This window comes from Streptomyces sp. NPDC056161, from assembly GCF_042268025.1.
In the GTDB taxonomy this organism is placed as follows: Bacteria; Actinomycetota; Actinomycetes; order Streptomycetales; family Streptomycetaceae; genus Streptomyces.
Genome location: NZ_JBHJUV010000046.1, coordinates 15,295 through 33,950 on the forward strand (window position 1 = coordinate 15,295; position 18,656 = coordinate 33,950).

Here is an 18,656-nt window from a genome sequence, read left to right on the forward strand (position 1 = left end):
CCGTCGCCGTACCGCACCCGGTGTCCAGGCCCGCGCCGCCGCCTCTTACCGGTTCCCTACCTCGGTCTGGGCCCGGTACCACCCAGTAGGTACGCTGCACCCCATGCGTGCACTACTCGTGGTCAATCCGGCGGCAACCACCACAAGCGCACGTACGCGTGACGTACTGATCCACGCCCTGGCCAGCGAGATGAAGCTGGAGGCGGTCACCACCGAGTACCGGGGGCACGCGCGCGACCTCGGCCGGCAGGCCGCGGACAGCAACGACATAGACCTGGTCGTGGCGCTCGGCGGCGACGGCACCGTCAACGAGGTCGTCAACGGCCTGCTGCACGACGGCCCCGACCCCGAGCGGCGGCCGGGCCTCGCCGTGGTCCCCGGCGGATCCACCAACGTCTTCGCCCGCGCCCTAGGCCTGCCCAACGACCCGGTGGAGGCCACCGGCGCCCTGCTGGACGCCGTGGCCCAGGGGCGCCGGCGGGTCGTGGGGCTCGGACGCGCCGCGGGCACCCCCGGCACCGAGGACGAGTCGGTCCCGGCCCGCTGGTTCACCTTCAACGCGGGGCTCGGATTCGACGCGGGCGTCGTGGGCCGGGTCGAGCAGCAGCGCGAACTCGGCAAGACCTCGACCCACGCCCTGTATGTGCGCCAGGTGCTGCGGCAGTTCATCGGCGAGCCGAATCGCAGGCGCGGCACGATCACGCTCGAACGCGAAGGCGCGGACCCGATCAGGGATCTTGTCGTGGCCATAGTGTCCAACACGTCTCCCTGGACGTATCTCGGCAATCGCCCGATGTATACGTCGCCTAAGGCCGCGTTCGACAAAGGCATCGACGTCATGGGTCTCAGCCGTCTTTCCGCGGCCTCGGTTGCCCGGTATGGCACCCAGTTGCTCACTTCGTCCCCCGAGCGCGGGCCCCGCGGCAAGCACGTCGTGTCCCTGCACGACATGGACCGCTTCACCTTGCATTCGAAGGCGCCACTGCCCCTCCAGATGGACGGCGACCATCTCGGACTGCGTACGAGTGTGACGTTCACAGGCGTACGCCGTGCACTGCGTGTGATTGTGTGAGTAGAACGAGCCAAACTCCTTTCACTCGAACGTTTAGGCCAGGATCCACCCCATGGAAGTACGGCTGTGACCTAGTCGACACCGAGGAATCAAAAAAAACTTTTCGGAAGGGGTTGTATCCGCCGCTGAGGTTTGCGAGTCTCTACGTGGCGATCGGGACGGGCTCGAAACACCAGCCTCCATTGATCACCAGAACCCCTCTTCAAACCACAGGACCACGTCAGGGAACCTGGCGGTCGGCCCTTCACTTGTTGAGGGATTCGTGAAAGCGTTCACATTCACAAGCAATCCGCACGTCATATCAAGAGAGGTAGCAGCCATGGACTGGCGTCACAACGCCGTTTGCCGCGAGGAAGACCCCGAGCTGTTCTTCCCCATCGGCAACACCGGTCCTGCGCTGCTGCAGATCGAGGAAGCCAAGGCCGTCTGCCGTCGCTGCCCGGTTATCGAGCAGTGTCTGCAGTGGGCGCTTGAGTCCGGTCAGGACTCCGGCGTCTGGGGTGGTCTCAGCGAGGACGAGCGCCGCGCCATGAAGCGCCGCGCCGCTCGCAACCGGGCCCGTCAGGCAACCGCCTGACACTCCCACCCTGTTCGACAGCCTGAGCTTGGCGGCGCGTACAGCGAGTACGCATCTCCCGCCCCCGAGCCGCAGCGCGCAGTACCCCCGATGCGCTAAGCACGACCGCAACGAGCACTGGCCTCGGACCCGATCTGGGTCCGGGGCCTTTTGCTGTGCGGGACGTGGAGCGCTTTCCGGCCCGGCCGTGACGCCGGGGCCCGCGGACTCCTCGGCCCGCGAACGCGCCGTCCGCCGCTACTTCGGCGCCGACACCGGAATGTCCAGGATCACCCGCGTCCCCCGTTCGGGCGCAGGCACCATATCGAACGTACCCCCCAACTCTCCCTCGACCAGGGTTCGTACGATCTGCAGACCGAGATTGCCCGAGCGGTGCGGGTCGAAGCCCTCAGGGAGGCCGACGCCGTCGTCCTGGACGGTGACGAGCAGCCGGGCCTCCTTGGTGGAGCCGCCACGGACCGCCGACACCTCGACCGTTCCGGTGTCGCCCTCGCGGAAGCCGTGTTCGACGGCGTTCTGCAGGGCCTCGGTGAGCACCATCGACAGCGGTGTCGCCACCTCCGCGTCCAGGATGCCGAAGCGCCCGGTGCGCCTGCCGGTCACCTTGCCCGGCGATATCTCGGCGACCATCGCGAGCACGCGGTCGGCGATCTCGTCGAACTCGACGCGCTCGTCCAGGTTCTGGGAGAGCGTCTCGTGCACGATCGCAATGGACCCGACCCGCCGCACCGCTTCCTCCAGCGCCTCCCGGCCGCGCTCCGACTCGATCCGCCGGGCTTGCAGGCGCAGCAGCGCGGCGACCGTCTGGAGGTTGTTCTTCACCCGGTGGTGGATCTCCCGGATGGTCGCGTCCTTGGTCATCAACTCGCGCTCGCGGCGCCGTAGTTCGGTGACGTCCCGGAGCAGCACCAGCGAACCGACGCGGATGCCCTTCGGCTTGAGCGGGATCGCCCGGAACTGGATCACCCCGTCGCCCGACTCGATCTCGAACTCGCGGGGCGCCCAGCCGCTGGCGACCTTGGCCAGCGCCTCGTCCACCGGCCCACGGGTCGGCGCGAGTTCGGCGGTGGTACGGCCGAGGTGGTGGCCGAGCAGATCGGCGGCGAGGCCGAGCCGGTGGTAGGCGGAGAGGGCGTTCGGGGAGGCGTACTGGACGATGCCGTCCGCGTCGAGCCGGATCAGGCCGTCGCCGACCCGCGGTGAGGCGTCCATGTCGACCTGCTGGTCCGGGAACGGGAAGGAGCCCGCCGCGATCATCTGCGCGAGGTCGGAGGCGCTCTGGAGATACGTCAGCTCAAGACGGCTCGGGGTGCGCACGGTCAGCAGGTTGGTGTTGCGGGCGATGACGCCGAGGACCCGCGACGCCCGGCGCACCGGGATCGACTCGACCCGGACCGGGACCTCCTCGCGCCACTCCGGGTCGCCCTCGCGCACGATCCGGCCCTCGTCCAGCGCCACGTCCAGCATGGGCCGCCGGCCGCGCGGGACGAGGTGGCCGACCATGTCGTCCTGGTAGGAGGTCGGCCCGGTGTTGGGCCGCATCTGGGCGACCGAGACGTACCGGGTGCCGTCATGGGTGGGAACCCACAGGACCAGGTCGGCGAAGGAGAGGTCGGAGAGCAGCTGCCACTCCGAGACCAGCAGGTGCAGCCATTCGAGATCGGAGTCGTCGAGGGCTGTGTGCTGGCGTACGAGTTCGTTCATGGAGGGCACACCTGCGAGCGTACCCGGCGGTCTGTCGGCCCCGGAAACACCCGCGGGCCGCGGCGCCTGAGAGGGACCCTCAACCCTCCCGGCACCGCAGCCCGGAGCAGCAACGGCCGTGGGGTGTGCGGTCCCGGTCGGCCGAAGGATGAGGAGCCGGGGCAGTCAGGGCAGAGAGCTCCGGTTCCTCGGTCCGTCTTCCTGTGCGGGGAAGACGGAAGTCCGCGGTGGTGGCGTGCGTACGGTCCTGCCGTACGCCGTACCTGAATTCATTGTGGACTAGACCACGTGGGTGTGTCCATGTGCCGGAGACTGTTCGTCACCGGCGTTTCGCAGCCTAGCCCGGCTCGGCCGGGAACGGGGCCGGTCGGCCGGGGCGATTTCGGTCACTGCCCCCTCCCCCGGCTCATGGGCGGCAGCGGCCCCTACCGCCACCCCCTCGGGGGCGGCGTCCGTAGCGGGTCGGTGCTAGATTGGTCTAAACCACATAGACCTTCCAGCCCTCTTCAGAACGGCAGGCCCAGCGTGGAAGTTGTCATCGTCCCGGACGCCGCGGCCGGCGGCGAACTGATCGCCGAGGCCATGGCCCGGCTGCTCAGGCACAAGCCCGACGCCGTGCTCGGCGTGGCCACCGGCTCGACCCCGCTGCCCGTCTACCAGGCGCTGACGGCGAAGGTGCGCGCCGGTGCCGTGGACACCTCGCGGGCGCGGATAGCACAGCTCGACGAGTACGTAGGGCTGCCGGCCGATCACCCGGAGTCCTACCGTTCGGTGCTGCGCCGGGAGGTGCTGGAGCCGCTCGGGGTCGGCATGGACGCGTTCATGGGGCCGGACGGCACGGCCGAGGACGTGCGGGGCGCCTGTGCGGCGTACGACCGGGCGCTCACCGAGGCGGGCGGCGTGGACCTCCAACTGCTCGGGATCGGGACCGACGGGCACATCGGCTTCAACGAGCCGTGCTCCTCGCTGGCCTCACGCACCCGGATCAAGACGCTGACCGAGCAGACCCGGATCGACAACGCGCGGTTCTTCGACGGCGACATCGAGCAGGTGCCGCACCACGTCATCACCCAGGGCATCGGCACCATCCTGGAGGCCCGGCACCTGGTGCTGCTCGCGACCGGTGAGGGCAAGGCGGACGCGGTCGCGGCGACCGTGGAGGGACCGGTGGCGTCGGTCTGCCCCGCCTCCGCGCTGCAACTGCACCCACACGCCACCGTCGTCGTGGACGAGGCCGCCGCCGCCAAGCTGAAACTCGCCGACTACTTCCGGCACGCCTACGCCAACAAGCCGGACTGGCAGGGCATCTGACCGCTCCCGGACCGCACCCGGCCACCACGGCACACGGGCGAGGGCGCCGGGCTCCCAGTCGGAGCCCGGCGCCCTCGTGTGCCGTGGAACCGCTGTCACCCGCCGACCACGATCTCCGCCGCCGCCTGTCCGCAGACGCGGGCCGCGCCGTGGGTGGCGATGTGCAGAATGCCGCGCGGCGGGGCCTGCGGGACGCCCATCTCGACCACGACCGTGTCGGGGCGGGCCGCCAGCAGGGTGTCCAGGGCCGCCGTCATCCAGGGGTGCCGGTGCTCGTCGCGGACGACGGCGACGATCCGGCCGTCGCCCGCGGCGGCCAGCGCCACCTGTCCCGCCTCCGCGCCCGAGAAGCTTCCCGTCCGGGTGCCGGGCAGCAGCCGTGCGAGTTCCCCCGCGACGCCCCACGGGGTCGCGTCCCCGACGGCGATGTTCATGGCCGGGGTGAAGGTGGCGACGTACGGGGCCCCGACCGGCGGCTCGTACCGGCCGGAGCGGGTCACCCGCAGCGCGCGCCGGGCGGCGACCAGGCCGATGTCCTCCCGGGGCGCCCCCGCCGCCGGGCCGGCCGCGCTCCCGTCCGCGGCGGCCGTCCAGCGGGCCGTCGCGCGCACCCGCTCGGCCGCGTCCGCCAGCCGTTCCTCGGGCAGCTCGCCGGAGCGGACCGCGGCCACCAGGGCGTCGCGCAGCCGGCTCACCGTCCCCTCGTCGGACGGCCCGCCGCCCACGCAGATCGCGTCGGCACCGGCCGCGACGGCGAGGACGCTGCCGTGTTCCATTCCGTAGGTGGCGGCGATGGCCTGCATGTCTATGCCGTCGGTGACGATCAGGCCGGTGTAGCCGAGTTCGCCGCGCAGGAGCTGGGTCAGGATGCGCCCGGAGAGGGTGGCGGGGCGGTCCGCGTCCAGGACCGGGACCAGGATGTGCGCGCTCATCACGGCCCGGGTGCCGGCCGCCACCGCGGCCCGGAAGGGAGCCAGCTCGCGGGAGTGCAGCAGGTCGGCGGCGATGTCGACGCGGGGCATCGCGTGGTGCGAGTCGACGGTCGTGTCGCCGTGTCCCGGGAAGTGCTTGGTGCAGGCGGCCACACCGGCCGACTGGAGACCGGTGACATAGGCCGCGACGTGCCGGGCCGTCAGGTCGGGGTCGGCGCCGAACGAGCGGACGCCGATGCCCGGGTTGGCGGGGTCGGAGTTCACGTCGGCCACCGGGGCCCAGTTGAAGTCCACCCCGCAGGCCGCGAGCCGGCGGCCGAGTTCGCGGGCCACGTCGTGGGTCAGCGCCACGTCGTCGACGGCGCCGAGCGCGCGGTTGCCGGGGAAGCTGGAGCCGGTGTGCACTTCGAGGCGGGTGACGTCGCCGCCCTCCTCGTCGACGGCGACCAGGATGTCGTCGCGCTCGGCGCGCAGCCGGGCGGTCAGGGCGGCAAGTTGTTCCGGTGAGGCGATGTTGCGGCCGAACAGTCCCACCGACGCCAGGCCCTCGTCCAAGCGGCGCAGCACCCAGTCGGGGGCGGTGGTGCCGTCGAAACCGGGCTGGAGGACGGCGAGGGCGTCGCGGGTGAGGGTGTCGGTGCGGCCGGCGAGTGTGGTCATCGGGGCGTCATCCCTTCACGGCGCCCGCGGTCAGACCGGCGGCCATCTTGCGCTGGACGAACAGGAACAGGACCACGACCGGCAGGGCCATCATGGTGGCGCCGGCCATCATCGGCGCGTACTCGGTGCCGTGCTTGGTGGTGAAGTTGCCGAGCCACACGGTCGCGGTCTGGTGCTGCTGGCTCATCAGCATGAGGGCGTACAGGTACTCGTTCCACGCCTGGATGAAGGCGTAGACCGAGGTGGCGACCATGCCGGGGGCGAGCAGCGGGAAGACGACGCGGACGAAGGCGCCGGTGCGGGAGCAGCCGTCGACCATCGCGGCCTCCTCCAGCTCCCGCGGGATGTTGACGATGAAGCCGCGCAGCGTCCACACCGTGAAGGGAAGGACGAAGGTCAGGTAGGTGATGATCAGGCCGGTGAGCTTGTCGTACTGGTCCAGGTCGTTCAGCAGCAGGAAGACCGGGATGATCATGGCGACGAGCGGGATCATCTGCACCGCGAGGATGCCGACGATCACGATCTTCCGGCCGCGGAAGGCGAACCGGGAGATGGCGAGCGCGGCCAGCATGCCGACGACGACGCCGATGGCCACGACGGACACGGACACGATCAGGCTGCGCCCGACCGGTCCCCAGAAGTCGGCGATGTCCAGCGCACGGCGGAAGTTGGCGAGGGTCAGCCCCGTGGGCAGCAGGCTGGGGTCCGGGTCGATGGCGTCCTTGGCGGGCTTGAACGCCGTGTTGACCATCCAGTAGACGGGGAAGCCGGCGACGACGAAGACCAGCAGGCCGAGGAGGTTCCAGCCGAGCCGGGCCCCGCTCCTGCGCCGGCCACCGGCGGCGACGGCACCCGTGCCGCTCATGCCGCTCATGTCGCTCGTGCTGCTCACGCTGCTCACTCGACCTCTCCGATCTTCAGCATCTGGCGCATATAGACGGCGACCACACCGAGCAGCAGCAGCACGGTGATCACGGCGATCGCCGAGCCCTGCGCATAGTCGTTGACCACGAAGGCGCGGTCGTAGGAGTAGGTGGTCAGCAGTTGGAACTGGGACTCCGGGTGGCCGCCCCGCATCACGAAGACCTGCGGGAAGACGCCCATGTCCCAGATGACCGAGAGGGTCGTGAGCATCACGATGATCGGCTTGAGGATGGGCAGGGTGACGTACCGGAAGACGCCCCAGGCGCCCGCGCCGTCGAGACGGGCGGCCTCCTCCAGTTCCTTGGGCACCTGGGTGAGGCCCGCGCTGAGCGTGATGACCACGAACGGCACGGCGCCCCAGATCACCAGGAGCATGATCACGGCGAGGCCCTGCGGCCCGTTCGCGAACCAGTTGTGGCCGATCAGATCGACGCCCGGAAGCTTGCTCAGCACCGCGTTGAAGACGCCGTAGTCGGTGTCGAACAGCCATTTGAAGACGGTGGTGGCGACGATGACGGGCATGCCCCAGCTGGCCACCAGGGCGATGTTGATGAGCATCTTCACCCAGCCGGAGACCCGTTGCAGCAGCAGGGCGACCAGCATGCCGAGGACCATCGTGAAGATCACCGAGGCGGCCGCGAAGACGATCGTGCGCAGCACGACCTGCCAGAACTCGCCGTCGCCGAGCACCTTGGAGAAGTTGTCGAACCCGACCGACTCGGCCGGCTGGAAGCCCCACAGCTGGGACTGCCCGAACTTCTGGAAGGACAGGGTGACCAGGCGGACCAGCGGATAGCCCATGACCAGGGCGAGGATCACCAGGCAGGGGGCGAGCAGCAGCCAGGGGATGCCCGCGCCGCCGGGCGTCCGCTTTCCGCGTGGCCGCCTGGAGCCGCCCGGTGGTGGCGCCTGCCGCGGCGGCGGCACCTTGGCGGGGGTGGTCGTGTCTGCGGCACTCATCGCGCGCTCCTCAGCGGTCCTTCTGGTCGTACGAAGCAGAAATCCCGTACGGAAACCGGAATTCCGCACGAAGACCCGGGTCCGGGAGGGCCGCGCCTGCGTACGGAGTCCGGGTCCCGGGGGCCGTGCGGCACCGGACACCGCGCGGCCGTACGAGAAGCAGGGCTCCCGCCCCCCGAACTCCCCGGGGTCCACGGGGCCCTGCGCTCACGTCACTTGGTGTTGATCACCTTGTCGATCGCGGCGTCCGCTTCCTTCGCGGCGGCCTCGACCGACTGCTTGCCGGTGCCGATGTCCTGCAACATGGTCTGCAGGACCTGGGACTTCTCGATCTGGAGCCAGCCCGAGGCCATCGGGACGAACCAGCTGGACTCGGCCGCGGTGGCCGGGACGACGGTCGCCGGGTCCTTCTTCAGGGTCTGGAGGTCCGTCGTGTTGTTGGGCAGGTTGCCCTTCGCCATCAGGCCCTTCTGGCCGTCGGGGCCGGTGAAGGCGTTGATCCACTCGGCGGCGACCTCCTGGGCCTTGGACTTCACCGGGATGGCGAGGTCGGAGCCGCCGAGGAAGACCGGCATGTTCTTGCCGGACGGGCCGGGCATCACGAAGCTCTCAAGGTTGTCCTTGAGCTTTCCGGTCTTGTCGTTCTTCGGGTCGGCCGAGGTCGCGCCCTCCCAGGCGGCACCGAAGATCATGCCGGACTGGCCCTGCCCGTAGACGATGTAGCGGTCGGACTCGTCCTTGGTCTTGTCACCGTGCATGTACTTGTCGATGACGTTCTTGAAATCGGTGAGGCCCTTGAGGGACTCCGGCGAGGAGAGGGTGCCCTTCCAGGTGCCGCCCTCCTCCTTGGCGATGGCGCCGCCGGCGTCGTAGACGAAGGACATGGCCGCGTACCAGTCGCGGGTGGGCTGGTACCAGGCGCTGAACTTGTCGCCCTGCTTCTTCTGGATCTTGTCCAGGTCGGCGGTCAGCTCGTCGTAGGTCTTCGGGGTGGTCTTGATGCCGGCCGAAGCCGCGATGTCCTTGCGCCAGTTGGCGACCCGGCCGCCGGCGTAGTACGGGACGCCGAAGGTCTTGCCCTCGTACGTCACGGATGCCTTGAGACCGTCGAGCCAGGCGGAGGAGTTGGTGAACTTGGCCGGGTCGACGGGCGCGAAGGCACCCTTGACCATGTAGCTCAGCATCTCGGTGTTGCCCATCTCGACCACGTCGGGGGCCTTGTCGGTGGCGAGGACGGCGTCCAGCTTGGTGTTCTTGTCCGGCCAGCCGTAGTACTCGTGCTTGATCTTGATGCCGGGGTGCTTCTTCTGCACCGCGGCGTCGGCGGCCTTCACCAGGTCGGGCCAGTTGTTCTGCGCGTCGACGGTCAGCCAGACGGTCAGTTCCTTGGCGTCCGCGCCGCCCGACCCGCCGTCGTCCTTGTTGTCGCCGCACGCCGCGATGGAGAAGACCATGCCCGCGATACCGATCGCGGCTATCAGCTTGCGCTTCACGCCACCCTCCTCAGGGATGCCACAAACCCCCCTGCCTCCCCGCGGTGAGCGCAACGCTACGTACCGCCCATGGGGCCGGGACCTGGACCAATGGTGTAGACCAGTACGGGGAGCTTGGCCCAGACCAATTGGCCTGTCAAGGGTGTTCAACCAGGCTCGGAGCGTCCGTGATCCGACCGAGATATGCAGAGACCTTTCATTCCGCAAGCGACAGATCGGACGGACCACTTCGGGCGAACCACGGCTCCGCGAAGGGCCCTATGGACTAGACCAACGGGGGGTGCGACGGTATACAGAGGAGATCACGGACCGTTCGGGTGGCCTCCCGTCACACGATGCCGTGCCACGATGTGATCCGAGGCCGATGGGACATCGGTCGCATTCGGCACCCGGAGCCGGGAAGGCAGAACATGAGCACCGACGTCAGCAGTGCGGAGAACGAGGGTGGGGCGACCGTCCGTACCGCGCGGGTGCCCAAGTACTACCGCCTGAAGAAACATCTGCTCGACATGACGCAGACGCTGCCGCCGGGCACACCGGTCCCGCCGGAGCGCACGCTCGCCGCCGAATTCGACACCTCGCGCACCACCGTGCGCCAGGCCCTTCAGGAACTGGTCGTCGAGGGCCGGCTGGAACGGATCCAGGGCAAGGGCACGTTCGTCGCCAAACCGAAGGTCTCCCAGGCACTGCAACTCACCTCCTACACCGAGGACATGCGCGCCCAGGGGCTGGAGCCGACCTCGCAACTGCTCGACATCGGCTACATCACCGCCGACGACCGGCTCGCCGAACTGCTGGACATCTCGGCCGGCGGCCGGGTGCTGCGCATCGAGCGGCTGCGGATGGCCAACGGCGAGCCGATGGCGATCGAGACCACGCACCTGTCCGCCAAGCGCTTCCCGGCGCTGCGCCGCAGTCTCGTGAAGTACACGTCCCTCTACACCGCCCTGGCGGAGGTGTACGGGGTGCACCTGGCGGAAGCCGAGGAGACCATCGAGACCTCGCTGGCCACGCCGCGCGAAGCGGGCCTGCTCAGCACGGACGTCGGCCTGCCCATGCTGATGCTCTCCCGCCACTCGCGGGACAAGGACGGCAACCCGGTGGAGTGGGTGCGCTCGGTCTACCGCGGGGACCGCTACAAGTTCGTCGCGCGGCTGAAGCGACCGCAGTAAAGGGCCACTTGAGGCCGTGCGCGCCGGGTGGCGCGCGCCCCGGTCCCGTGGTGCGGGCCGCCCGTCGCCGCGTGGGCGGCCGGGCTCCCCGATGCGTACCGCGAACGTCACAGCCATCGCCGTATGGACCCTCGTCGCGATCGTCGGCGCGGCCGGCTGGTCCGTGCGCGCGCGTTCCCGGGGAGAGGACGTCTCCGCCGCCCTGACGGTCGCGGCGGCTCTCGGATCCTACGCGACGCCCGCCGCTCACACCCCTGGTTCGTCCCGTTCACCGCACACCGGGGCCGTCGTCGCGGACGCGTTGCGGGTGTGCACGCGGCTCGTCCGGGGTCGCCCCCGTCCACCCGCTGCGGGACGCCCTGCGACGAGGCGCGGATCACCGCCCCGGGCCGCCCACCACCCGGGCCGGGAAGCGGGCGGCGCGGCCGGGGCCCGCATCGCGGCGAACGGCCGGAAGCGGCAGGAGACCGGCCGCGGCGGACGGCCGAGGAGCGGACCCCGCAGACCCCACCAGGGCTTTCGCCGCTGCCGGATCGCTGTTTGCTACCGAAATACGGATAGGGCTTTCGCTCCCTCGGCGCCGTAACCTACATTGCCTGCGCGTTACACCAGGTGATCAACGAGGGGATGGAGCCCAGGCATGCCGGATGCGCCTGAAGTGAAACAACCGGTGGTGACACCGGTACGCGTGGTCATCGCGCTATGTCTCGTCGCGCCCTTCGTGGCGATGCTGTGGGTCGGCTCCTACGCCAGGATCGACCCCACCTTCATCGGGATCCCGTTCTTCTACTGGTACCAGATGCTGTGGGTGCTGATCTCCACCGCGCTGACCATGACCGCCTACTACCTGTGGCAGCGTGACCAGCGCGCCCGCGGGACCCGGAGCGGAGGTGCCGCGAAGTGAACGGTGGCGTCAACGGCGTCGCGCTCGGCGTCTGCATCTTCTTCTTCCTGGCCGTCACGGTCATGGGCTTCCTGGCCGCGCGCTGGCGCCGGGCCGAGAACGAGCACAGCCTCGACGAATGGGGGCTCGGCGGCCGGTCGTTCGGCAACTGGATCACCTGGTTCCTGCTCGGCGGCGACCTGTACACGGCGTACACCTTCGTGGCCGTCCCGGCGGCGATCTACGCGGCCGGCGCGTCCGGCTTCTTCGCCGTGCCCTACACGATCATCGTCTACCCGCTGATCTTCACCTTCCTGCCGCGGCTGTGGTCGGTCTCGCACCGGCACGGCTATGTGACCACCTCGGACTTCGTGCGCGGCCGGTTCGGCTCCAAGGGCCTGTCGCTGGCGGTGGCGCTGACCGGCATCCTCGCGACGATGCCGTACATCGCGCTCCAACTGGTGGGCATCCAGGCGGTCCTGGACGTGATGGGCGTGGGCGGCGGCGAGAACACCAACTGGTTCGTCAAGGACCTGCCGCTGCTGATCGCGTTCGGCGTGCTGGCCGCGTACACCTACTCGTCGGGGCTCCGGGCACCCGCGCTGATCGCGTTCGTGAAGGACACGCTGATCTACATCGTCATCGCGGTGGCGATCATCTACATCCCGATCAAGCTGGGCGGGTTCGACGACATCTTCGCCAAGGCCGGCCACGCCTTCGCCCAGACCAACCCGGCGACGGGGGCACCGCGCGGGGCGCTCGCGCCGGCGGAGCCGGGCCAGTGGACGTACGCCACCCTGGCGCTGGGCTCCGCGCTCGCGCTGTTCATGTACCCGCACTCGATCACCGCGACGCTGTCCTCGCGCAGCCGTGAGGTGATCCGCCGCAACACCACGATCCTGCCGCTGTACTCCCTGATGCTGGGCCTGCTCGCCCTGCTGGGCTTCATGGCCATCGCGGCCGGGGTCAAGGTCGACAACGGCCAGTTGGCCATCCCGCAGCTGTTCGAGGACATGTTCCCGGACTGGTTCGCGGGCGTGGCGTTCGCGGCGATCGCCATCGGTGCCCTGGTGCCCGCGGCGATCATGTCCATCGCGGCCGCGAACCTGTTCACCCGGAACATCTACAAGGACTTCATCAAGCCGGACGCGACGCCGGCGCAGGAGACCCGGGTCTCCAAGATCGTGTCGCTGCTGGTGAAGGTGGGCGCGCTGGTCTTCGTCCTGAGCATGGACAAGACGGTCGCCATCAACTTCCAGCTGCTGGGCGGCATCTGGATCCTCCAGACCTTCCCGGCCCTGGTCGGCGGCCTGTTCACCCGCTGGTTCCACCGCTGGGCGCTGCTCGCGGGCTGGGCGGTCGGCATGGTGTACGGCACGGTCGCCGCGTACGGCGTCGCCTCGCCCACGCAGAAGCACTTCGGCGGCTCCGCCAAGGAGATCCCCGGGATCGGCGAGATCGGCTACATCGGCACGACGGCGTTCGTGCTCAACGTCCTCATCACCGTCGCCCTGACCTTCGTGCTGAAGGCCGTGAAGGCTCCCGAGGGCGTGGACGAGACGGCCCCGGAGGACTACACGGCCGACGCGGGCGACAGCGCCGTCCGGTCGGCGCCGACCCCCGCGACCGCCGGCGCCGACCACTGAAAGACCGCCCCGCAGGGGCGCACGGAACCGTACGGACAACCGCACACGTCCCACAGCGGGCCGCCGAAGCCGAGACCGGCAACGGCGGCCCGCTGCCGCGCCCGCGACCCGCGCCCGCACGACCGCCGACACCCCGCACAGGGGCGCGGGGAACCGCGCGACCGGCCGTCCACGGCCCGCACCCCGCCACCAGGGCCGAGCGACAACGTCACTCTCCTCACCTACCCGTTGACACTCCGATACCGCCGCGACACAACATCTAGGGGTGGCACCGCAAGGCGGCACTAGATGTATGCTCATGCTCGCTGTCGCCGCAGGGGAATCCGGTGCGAATCCGGAACTGTCCCGCAACGGTGTACTCATGCGCGTATGCCCGCATACGCGCATGCAGGCTTCAGTCCGAGGACCTGCCGACAGTGCGCCCGGCCGTCCGGTCCGGGTGCCTGACGTCCGGGCCTCGTGGAGTGGGCCGGCGGATGCGTGCCGCTGTCTGCGCTCGTGTGCTGCCCCCTGCCCTCCCGCAAGGCCCCGTGCCGAGCGAGGGAGAGCCACACGTGACCATCGCGCCAGCCGATCCGGCTTCAGCCGTCCAGGCGACCGCCGTCCCCGTGGAGACCGACGGTCCCGGTGCCGCGCTGCTGCGGACCCTGACCGAGCTGACCACCGACCTCCCCGACGCCGACCCCGGCCGGGTCGCCGCCGCCGCGCTGCGCGGCCGGTCCGCACGGGCCGACGCCGAGGCCACCGCGGAGTTGCGCGAGCTGGCCACGGAGGCGGCCGCCGGGCTGATCTCGGAGGACCCCGCCTACTCGCGGCTGGCCGCCCGCCTGCTGACCCTCTCCGTCCGCGCCGAGGCGGCCTCGCAGGGCGTCACGTCGTTCACCGAGTCGATCGCCGTGGGCCACCGCGAAGGGCTCATCGCCGACCGCACCGCGGAGTTCGTCCGGCTGCACGCGGCCCGCCTCGACGCCCTGGTCGACCCGGCCGCCGACGACCGCTTCGGCTACTTCGGCCTGCGCACGCTGCACAGCCGCTACCTGCTGCGCCACCCCCTCACCCGCAAGGTCATCGAGACGCCCCAGCACTTCATGCTGCGCGTCGCCGCCGGCCTGGCCGAGGACCACAGCGCGCGAGCCGCGGCCGAGGTCGCCGCGCTCTACGGGCTGATGAGCCGCCTCGACTACCTGCCCTCCTCCCCCACCCTCTTCAACTCCGGCACCCGCCACCCGCAGATGTCGTCCTGCTACCTGCTGGACTCCCCGAAGGACGAGCTGGACTCCCTCTACGAGCGCTACCACCAGGTGGCCCGCCTCTCCAAGCACGCCGGCGGCATCGGTCTCTCCTACTCCCGCGTCCGCTCCCGCGGTTCGCTGATCCGCGGCACCAACGGGCACTCCAACGGCATCGTCCCGTTCCTGAAGACCCTCGACGCCTCCGTGGCCGCGGTGAACCAGGGCGGCCGGCGCAAGGGCGCGGCGGCGGTCTACCTGGAGACCTGGCACTCCGACATCGAGGAGTTCCTGGAGCTGCGCGACAACACCGGTGAGGACGCCCGCCGTACCCACAACCTCAACCTCGCGCACTGGGTCCCGGACGAGTTCATGCGCCGGGTCGAGGCCGACGGGCAGTGGTCGCTGTTCTCGCCGTCGGACGTGCCCGACCTGGTCGACCTGTGGGGCGCGGAGTTCGACGCCGCCTACCGCCGGGCGGAGGCGGCCGGGCTCGCGCAGAAGACCGTCCCGGCCCGTGATCTCTACGGCCGGATGATGCGCACCCTCGCGCAGACCGGCAACGGCTGGATGACCTTCAAGGACGCGGCCAACCGCACCGCCAACCAGACGGCCGAGCCGGGCCACGTCGTCCACTCCTCCAACCTCTGCACGGAGATCCTGGAGGTCACCGACGACGGCGAGACCGCGGTCTGCAACCTGGGCTCGGTCAACCTGGGCGCGTTCGTGCGCGGCGGGGACATCGACTGGGAGCGGCTGGACGAGACGGTCCGCACCGCCGTCACCTTCCTCGACCGGGTCGTCGACATCAACTTCTACCCGACCGAGCAGGCCGGCCGCTCCAATGCCCGGTGGCGGCCGGTGGGCCTCGGGGTGATGGGTCTTCAGGACGTCTTCTTCCAGCTGCGGCTGCCCTTCGACTCCCCGGCGGCGCGCGAGCTGTCCACCCGGATCGCGGAGCGCATCATGCTCGCCGCCTACGAGGCCTCCGCCGACCTCGCCGAGCGCCCCCAAGCACCTGCGACAAGCTCCGGTGCAGGGGGGACCCCCATCGGCCCGCTGCCCGCCTGGGAGCAGACCCGTACCGCGCGGGGCGTGCTGCACCCCGACCACTACGGCGTGACGCCGGCCTGGCCGGAGCGCTGGGCGGCCCTGCGCGAGCGCGTCGCCCGCACGGGCCTGCGCAACTCGCTGCTCCTCGCCATCGCCCCGACCGCCACGATCGCCTCCATCGCGGGCGTGTACGAGTGCATCGAGCCGCAGGTCTCCAACCTGTTCAAGCGCGAGACCCTGTCCGGGGAGTTCCTCCAGGTCAACTCGTACCTGGTCCGGGACCTCAAGGAGCTGGGCGTGTGGGACGCCCGCACCCGCGAGGCACTGCGCGACGCCAGCGGCTCGGTGCAGGACTTCGGCTGGATCCCGGCGGACGTGCGCGCCCTGTACCGGACGGCCTGGGAGATCCCGCAGCGCGGTCTGATCGACATGGCCGCGGCCCGCACGCCGTACCTGGACCAGTCCCAGTCCCTGAACCTGTTCATGGAGACGCCGACCATCGGCAAGCTCTCCTCGATGTACGCCTACGCCTGGAAGCAGGGCCTGAAGACCACGTACTACCTGCGTTCCCGCCCGGCGACCCGGATCGCCCGCGCCGCCCAGGCGCAGCCCCGGGCGGCCGTGCCCGCGCAGCAGGTCTCCGACCCCGACGCCGTCGCCTGCTCCCTGGAGAACCCCGAGTCCTGCGAAGCCTGCCAGTGACTGACGCCCCGCACCCGACCACCACCCCTGGAGGACGGCGCACCGCGCCGACGGACATGACCCGCAACGCCCATCTCCTCGACCCGGGCTTCGAGCTGACGCTCCGCCCCATGCGCTACCCGGACTTCTACGAGCGCTACCGGGACGCCATCAAGAACACCTGGACCGTCGAGGAGGTCGACCTCCACTCGGACGTCGCCGACCTCGCCCGGCTGACCCCCGCCGAGCAGCACCTCATCGGCAGGCTCGTGGCCTTCTTCGCGACGGGCGACTCGATCGTCGCGAACAACCTGGTGCTGACGCTGTACAAGCACATCAACTCCCCGGAGGCGCGGCTGTACCTGTCACGCCAGCTGTTCGAGGAGGCGGTGCACGTCCAGTTCTACCTGACCCTGCTGGACACCTATCTGCCCGACCCGGAGGACCGCGCCGCGGCCTTCGCGGCCGTCGAGAACATCCCGTCCATCCGGGAGAAGGCGCAGTTCTGCTTCACCTGGATGGACTCGGTGGACAAGCTGGAGCGCCTGGAGTCCAGGGCGGACCGCAGGCGCTTCCTGCTCAACCTGATCTGTTTCGCGGCGTGCATCGAGGGGCTGTTCTTCTACGGCGCCTTCGCCTATGTCTACTGGTTCCGCAGCCGGGGCCTGCTGCACGGTCTGGCCACCGGCACCAACTGGGTGTTCCGCGACGAGACGATGCACATGAGCTTCGCCTTCGACGTGGTCGACACCGTCCGCGAGGAGGAGCCGGACCTCTTCGACGACGAACTGCGCCAGCAGGTCACCGACATGCTGCGGGAGGCTGTGGAGGCCGAGCTGCAGTTCGCGCGCGACCTGTGCGGTGACGGCCTCCCCGGCATGAACACCGACTCGATGCGGCAGTACCTGGAGTGCGTCGCCGACCAGCGGCTGGCCCGCCTCGGCTTCGCCCCGGTGTACGGCTCGGAGAACCCCTTCTCCTTCATGGAGCTGCAAGGGGTTCAGGAGCTGACCAACTTCTTCGAGCGGCGCCCGTCGGCGTACCAGGTGGCGGTGGAGGGCACCGTCGACCTGGACGAGGACTTCTGAGCCACCTTGACGTCGCCGATCTCCTGGGCCTCCCTGATCTGCCGGTCGATGCGCCGGTCGCGCACGATGCCGAGCACCGACGGGAGGGCCAGGAGGACGAGGATCGCGAGGACGGCAGCCATTCCGGTCAGACCTTCGATCTGGTTCGTATTCATGGACACTACTGTCGTCCCGGACGCGCCGTGCCGACAGTGGCAGGGCTGCCGCACACCCTCGAATTACTGCCAAGGACGAGGCACACTGGCGGCATGCTGAAAAACGTGGTGGCCGTCCTGCTGGACGGCGCGCACCCCTTCGAACTGGGCGTCGTCTGCGAGGTGTTCGGCATCGACCGCAGTGACGAGGGGCTGCCGACGTACGACTTCGCCGTGGTCTCGGCGGAGGGCCCGGCGTTGCAGACCCATGTCGGCGGGCTGACCGTCTCCACGCCGTACGGGCTGGAGCGCCTGGCCGAGGCCGACCTGATCGCCGTACCGGCGGGCAACGGGTTCGCCGCCCGCACGTTCCCGCCCGAGCTGCTGGACGCCCTGGTGGCGGCGGCGGAACGCGGGACGCGGGTGCTCAGCGTCTGCTCGGGGGTGTTCGTGCTCGGTGCCGCCGGACTGCTCGACGGGCGGCGGTGCAGCGTGCACTGGCGGCACGCCCACAACCTCGCCCTGCGCTGTCCGCGGGCGATCATCCAGCCCGACGTGCTCTACGTCGACGACCACCCGGTGATCACCTCCGCCGGAACCGCGGCCGGGATCGACGCCTGTCTGCACATCGTGCGCAAGGAGCAGGGCCCCGAGGTCGCCAACAAGATCGCCCGGCGCATGGTGGTGCCGCCGCACCGGGACGGCGGGCAGGCCCAGTACATCGAGCGTCCGCTGCCCAAGCGCCCGTGCGACACCGTCGGCGACGTGCTGGCATGGATGGACGAGCACCTCGACGAGGAGGTCACCGTCGAGCAGCTCGCCGACCGCGCGCACATGTCGCCGCGCACCTTCGCCCGCCGCTTCCAGCAGGAGACCGGCACCACCCCCTACCGCTGGATCCTGCGCCAACGCGTGCTGCTGGCCCAGGAGTTGCTGGAGCGGACGGACGAGACGATGGACGCGATCGCGGCCCGTACCGGCTTCGGCACGGCCGCCGCGCTGCGCCACCAGTTCGTCCGGACGCTGGCGACGACCCCGCACGCCTACCGGCGCACGTTCCGGGGCCCCGAGGCCGCCTGAGAACGCGCGCCGGTGGCAGCAGGCGCGCACACCGTCACCGGGGGCGGCGGGCCTGGC

15 protein-coding genes and 1 riboswitch are annotated in these 18,656 nt (G+C 70.1%); of the genes, 9 read left to right on the top strand and 6 right to left on the bottom strand.

Annotated elements, in window-relative coordinates:
• Positions 1–103: 103 nt before the first annotated feature.
• Together ACFC09_RS33510 and ACFC09_RS33515 are read left to right on the top strand one after the other, a co-directional pair.
• Entirely contained in the window at positions 104–1,072 is a 969-nt protein-coding gene (locus ACFC09_RS33510) for a diacylglycerol/lipid kinase family protein (protein ID WP_376534506.1), read from the top strand.
• A 319-nt stretch (positions 1,073–1,391) separates the two neighbouring features.
• Positions 1,392–1,649 (top strand): WhiB family transcriptional regulator, encoded by a 258-nt coding sequence (locus ACFC09_RS33515; RefSeq protein ID WP_007491230.1) that lies wholly within the window; start codon positions 1,392–1,394, stop codon positions 1,647–1,649.
• A 237-nt stretch (positions 1,650–1,886) separates the two neighbouring features.
• Here ACFC09_RS33515 and ACFC09_RS33520 read toward each other — a convergent pair whose 3' ends face one another.
• On the bottom strand, positions 1,887–3,353 hold the full coding sequence (locus ACFC09_RS33520) for a sensor histidine kinase (protein ID WP_376534509.1): 1,467 nt from the start codon (positions 3,351–3,353) through the stop codon (positions 1,887–1,889).
• 525 nt (positions 3,354–3,878) lie between these two features.
• Here ACFC09_RS33520 and nagB point away from each other — a divergent pair.
• Positions 3,879–4,664 (top strand): glucosamine-6-phosphate deaminase, encoded by a 786-nt coding sequence (gene nagB / locus ACFC09_RS33525; RefSeq protein WP_376534511.1) that lies wholly within the window; start codon positions 3,879–3,881, stop codon positions 4,662–4,664.
• 95 nt (positions 4,665–4,759) lie between these two features.
• Here nagB and ACFC09_RS33530 read toward each other — a convergent pair whose 3' ends face one another.
• The 4 genes from ACFC09_RS33530 to ACFC09_RS33545 form a co-directional block, all read right to left on the bottom strand.
• Positions 4,760–6,256: a glycoside hydrolase family 3 protein gene (locus ACFC09_RS33530; protein WP_376534513.1), complete on the bottom strand. Its 1,497-nt coding sequence runs from the start codon at positions 6,254–6,256 to the stop codon at positions 4,760–4,762.
• 7 nt (positions 6,257–6,263) lie between these two features.
• Positions 6,264–7,121, bottom strand: a complete 858-nt coding sequence (locus tag ACFC09_RS33535) for a carbohydrate ABC transporter permease (RefSeq protein WP_376534609.1) — start codon at positions 7,119–7,121, stop codon at positions 6,264–6,266.
• Positions 7,122–7,153: 32 nt separating this feature from the next.
• Positions 7,154–8,140 (bottom strand): carbohydrate ABC transporter permease, encoded by a 987-nt coding sequence (locus ACFC09_RS33540; protein WP_376534515.1) that lies wholly within the window; start codon positions 8,138–8,140, stop codon positions 7,154–7,156.
• A 212-nt stretch (positions 8,141–8,352) separates the two neighbouring features.
• On the bottom strand, positions 8,353–9,633 hold the full coding sequence (locus ACFC09_RS33545; RefSeq protein WP_376534517.1) for an extracellular solute-binding protein: 1,281 nt from the start codon (positions 9,631–9,633) through the stop codon (positions 8,353–8,355).
• A 410-nt stretch (positions 9,634–10,043) separates the two neighbouring features.
• Between ACFC09_RS33545 and ACFC09_RS33550 the strand changes: the two genes are divergently transcribed.
• The 5 genes from ACFC09_RS33550 to ACFC09_RS33570 all read left to right on the top strand — a co-directional run bounded on the left by ACFC09_RS33550 (position 10,044) and on the right by ACFC09_RS33570 (position 17,385).
• The gene (locus tag ACFC09_RS33550) at positions 10,044–10,805 is read left to right on the top strand and encodes a GntR family transcriptional regulator (protein ID WP_376534519.1); all 762 of its coding nucleotides are present in this window, start codon (positions 10,044–10,046) and stop codon (positions 10,803–10,805) included.
• A 640-nt stretch (positions 10,806–11,445) separates the two neighbouring features.
• Positions 11,446–11,709 (top strand): DUF3311 domain-containing protein, encoded by a 264-nt coding sequence (locus ACFC09_RS33555; protein WP_376534521.1) that lies wholly within the window; start codon positions 11,446–11,448, stop codon positions 11,707–11,709.
• Positions 11,706–13,334 (top strand): monocarboxylate uptake permease MctP, encoded by a 1,629-nt coding sequence (gene mctP, locus ACFC09_RS33560; protein WP_376534523.1) that lies wholly within the window; start codon positions 11,706–11,708, stop codon positions 13,332–13,334. The genes ACFC09_RS33555 and mctP overlap by 4 nt, the downstream gene beginning before the upstream one ends.
• A gap of 262 nt (positions 13,335–13,596) precedes the next feature.
• A riboswitch (cobalamin riboswitch) is annotated at positions 13,597–13,764 on the top strand.
• 124 nt (positions 13,765–13,888) lie between these two features.
• Positions 13,889–16,318: a ribonucleoside-diphosphate reductase subunit alpha gene (locus ACFC09_RS33565; RefSeq protein WP_376534525.1), complete on the top strand. Its 2,430-nt coding sequence runs from the start codon at positions 13,889–13,891 to the stop codon at positions 16,316–16,318.
• Between the two features lie 56 nt (positions 16,319–16,374).
• On the top strand, positions 16,375–17,385 hold the full coding sequence (locus tag ACFC09_RS33570; protein WP_376534611.1) for a ribonucleotide-diphosphate reductase subunit beta: 1,011 nt from the start codon (positions 16,375–16,377) through the stop codon (positions 17,383–17,385).
• Here ACFC09_RS33570 and ACFC09_RS33575 read toward each other — a convergent pair.
• Positions 17,298–17,540: a hypothetical protein gene (locus ACFC09_RS33575; RefSeq protein ID WP_376534527.1), complete on the bottom strand. Its 243-nt coding sequence runs from the start codon at positions 17,538–17,540 to the stop codon at positions 17,298–17,300. The genes ACFC09_RS33570 and ACFC09_RS33575 overlap by 88 nt on opposite strands.
• Before the next feature lie 93 nt (positions 17,541–17,633).
• On the opposite strand from ACFC09_RS33575, the gene ACFC09_RS33580 reads away from it, so the two are divergent.
• On the top strand, positions 17,634–18,599 hold the full coding sequence (locus ACFC09_RS33580) for a helix-turn-helix domain-containing protein (RefSeq protein WP_376534530.1): 966 nt from the start codon (positions 17,634–17,636) through the stop codon (positions 18,597–18,599).
• Positions 18,600–18,656 lie beyond the last annotated feature (57 nt).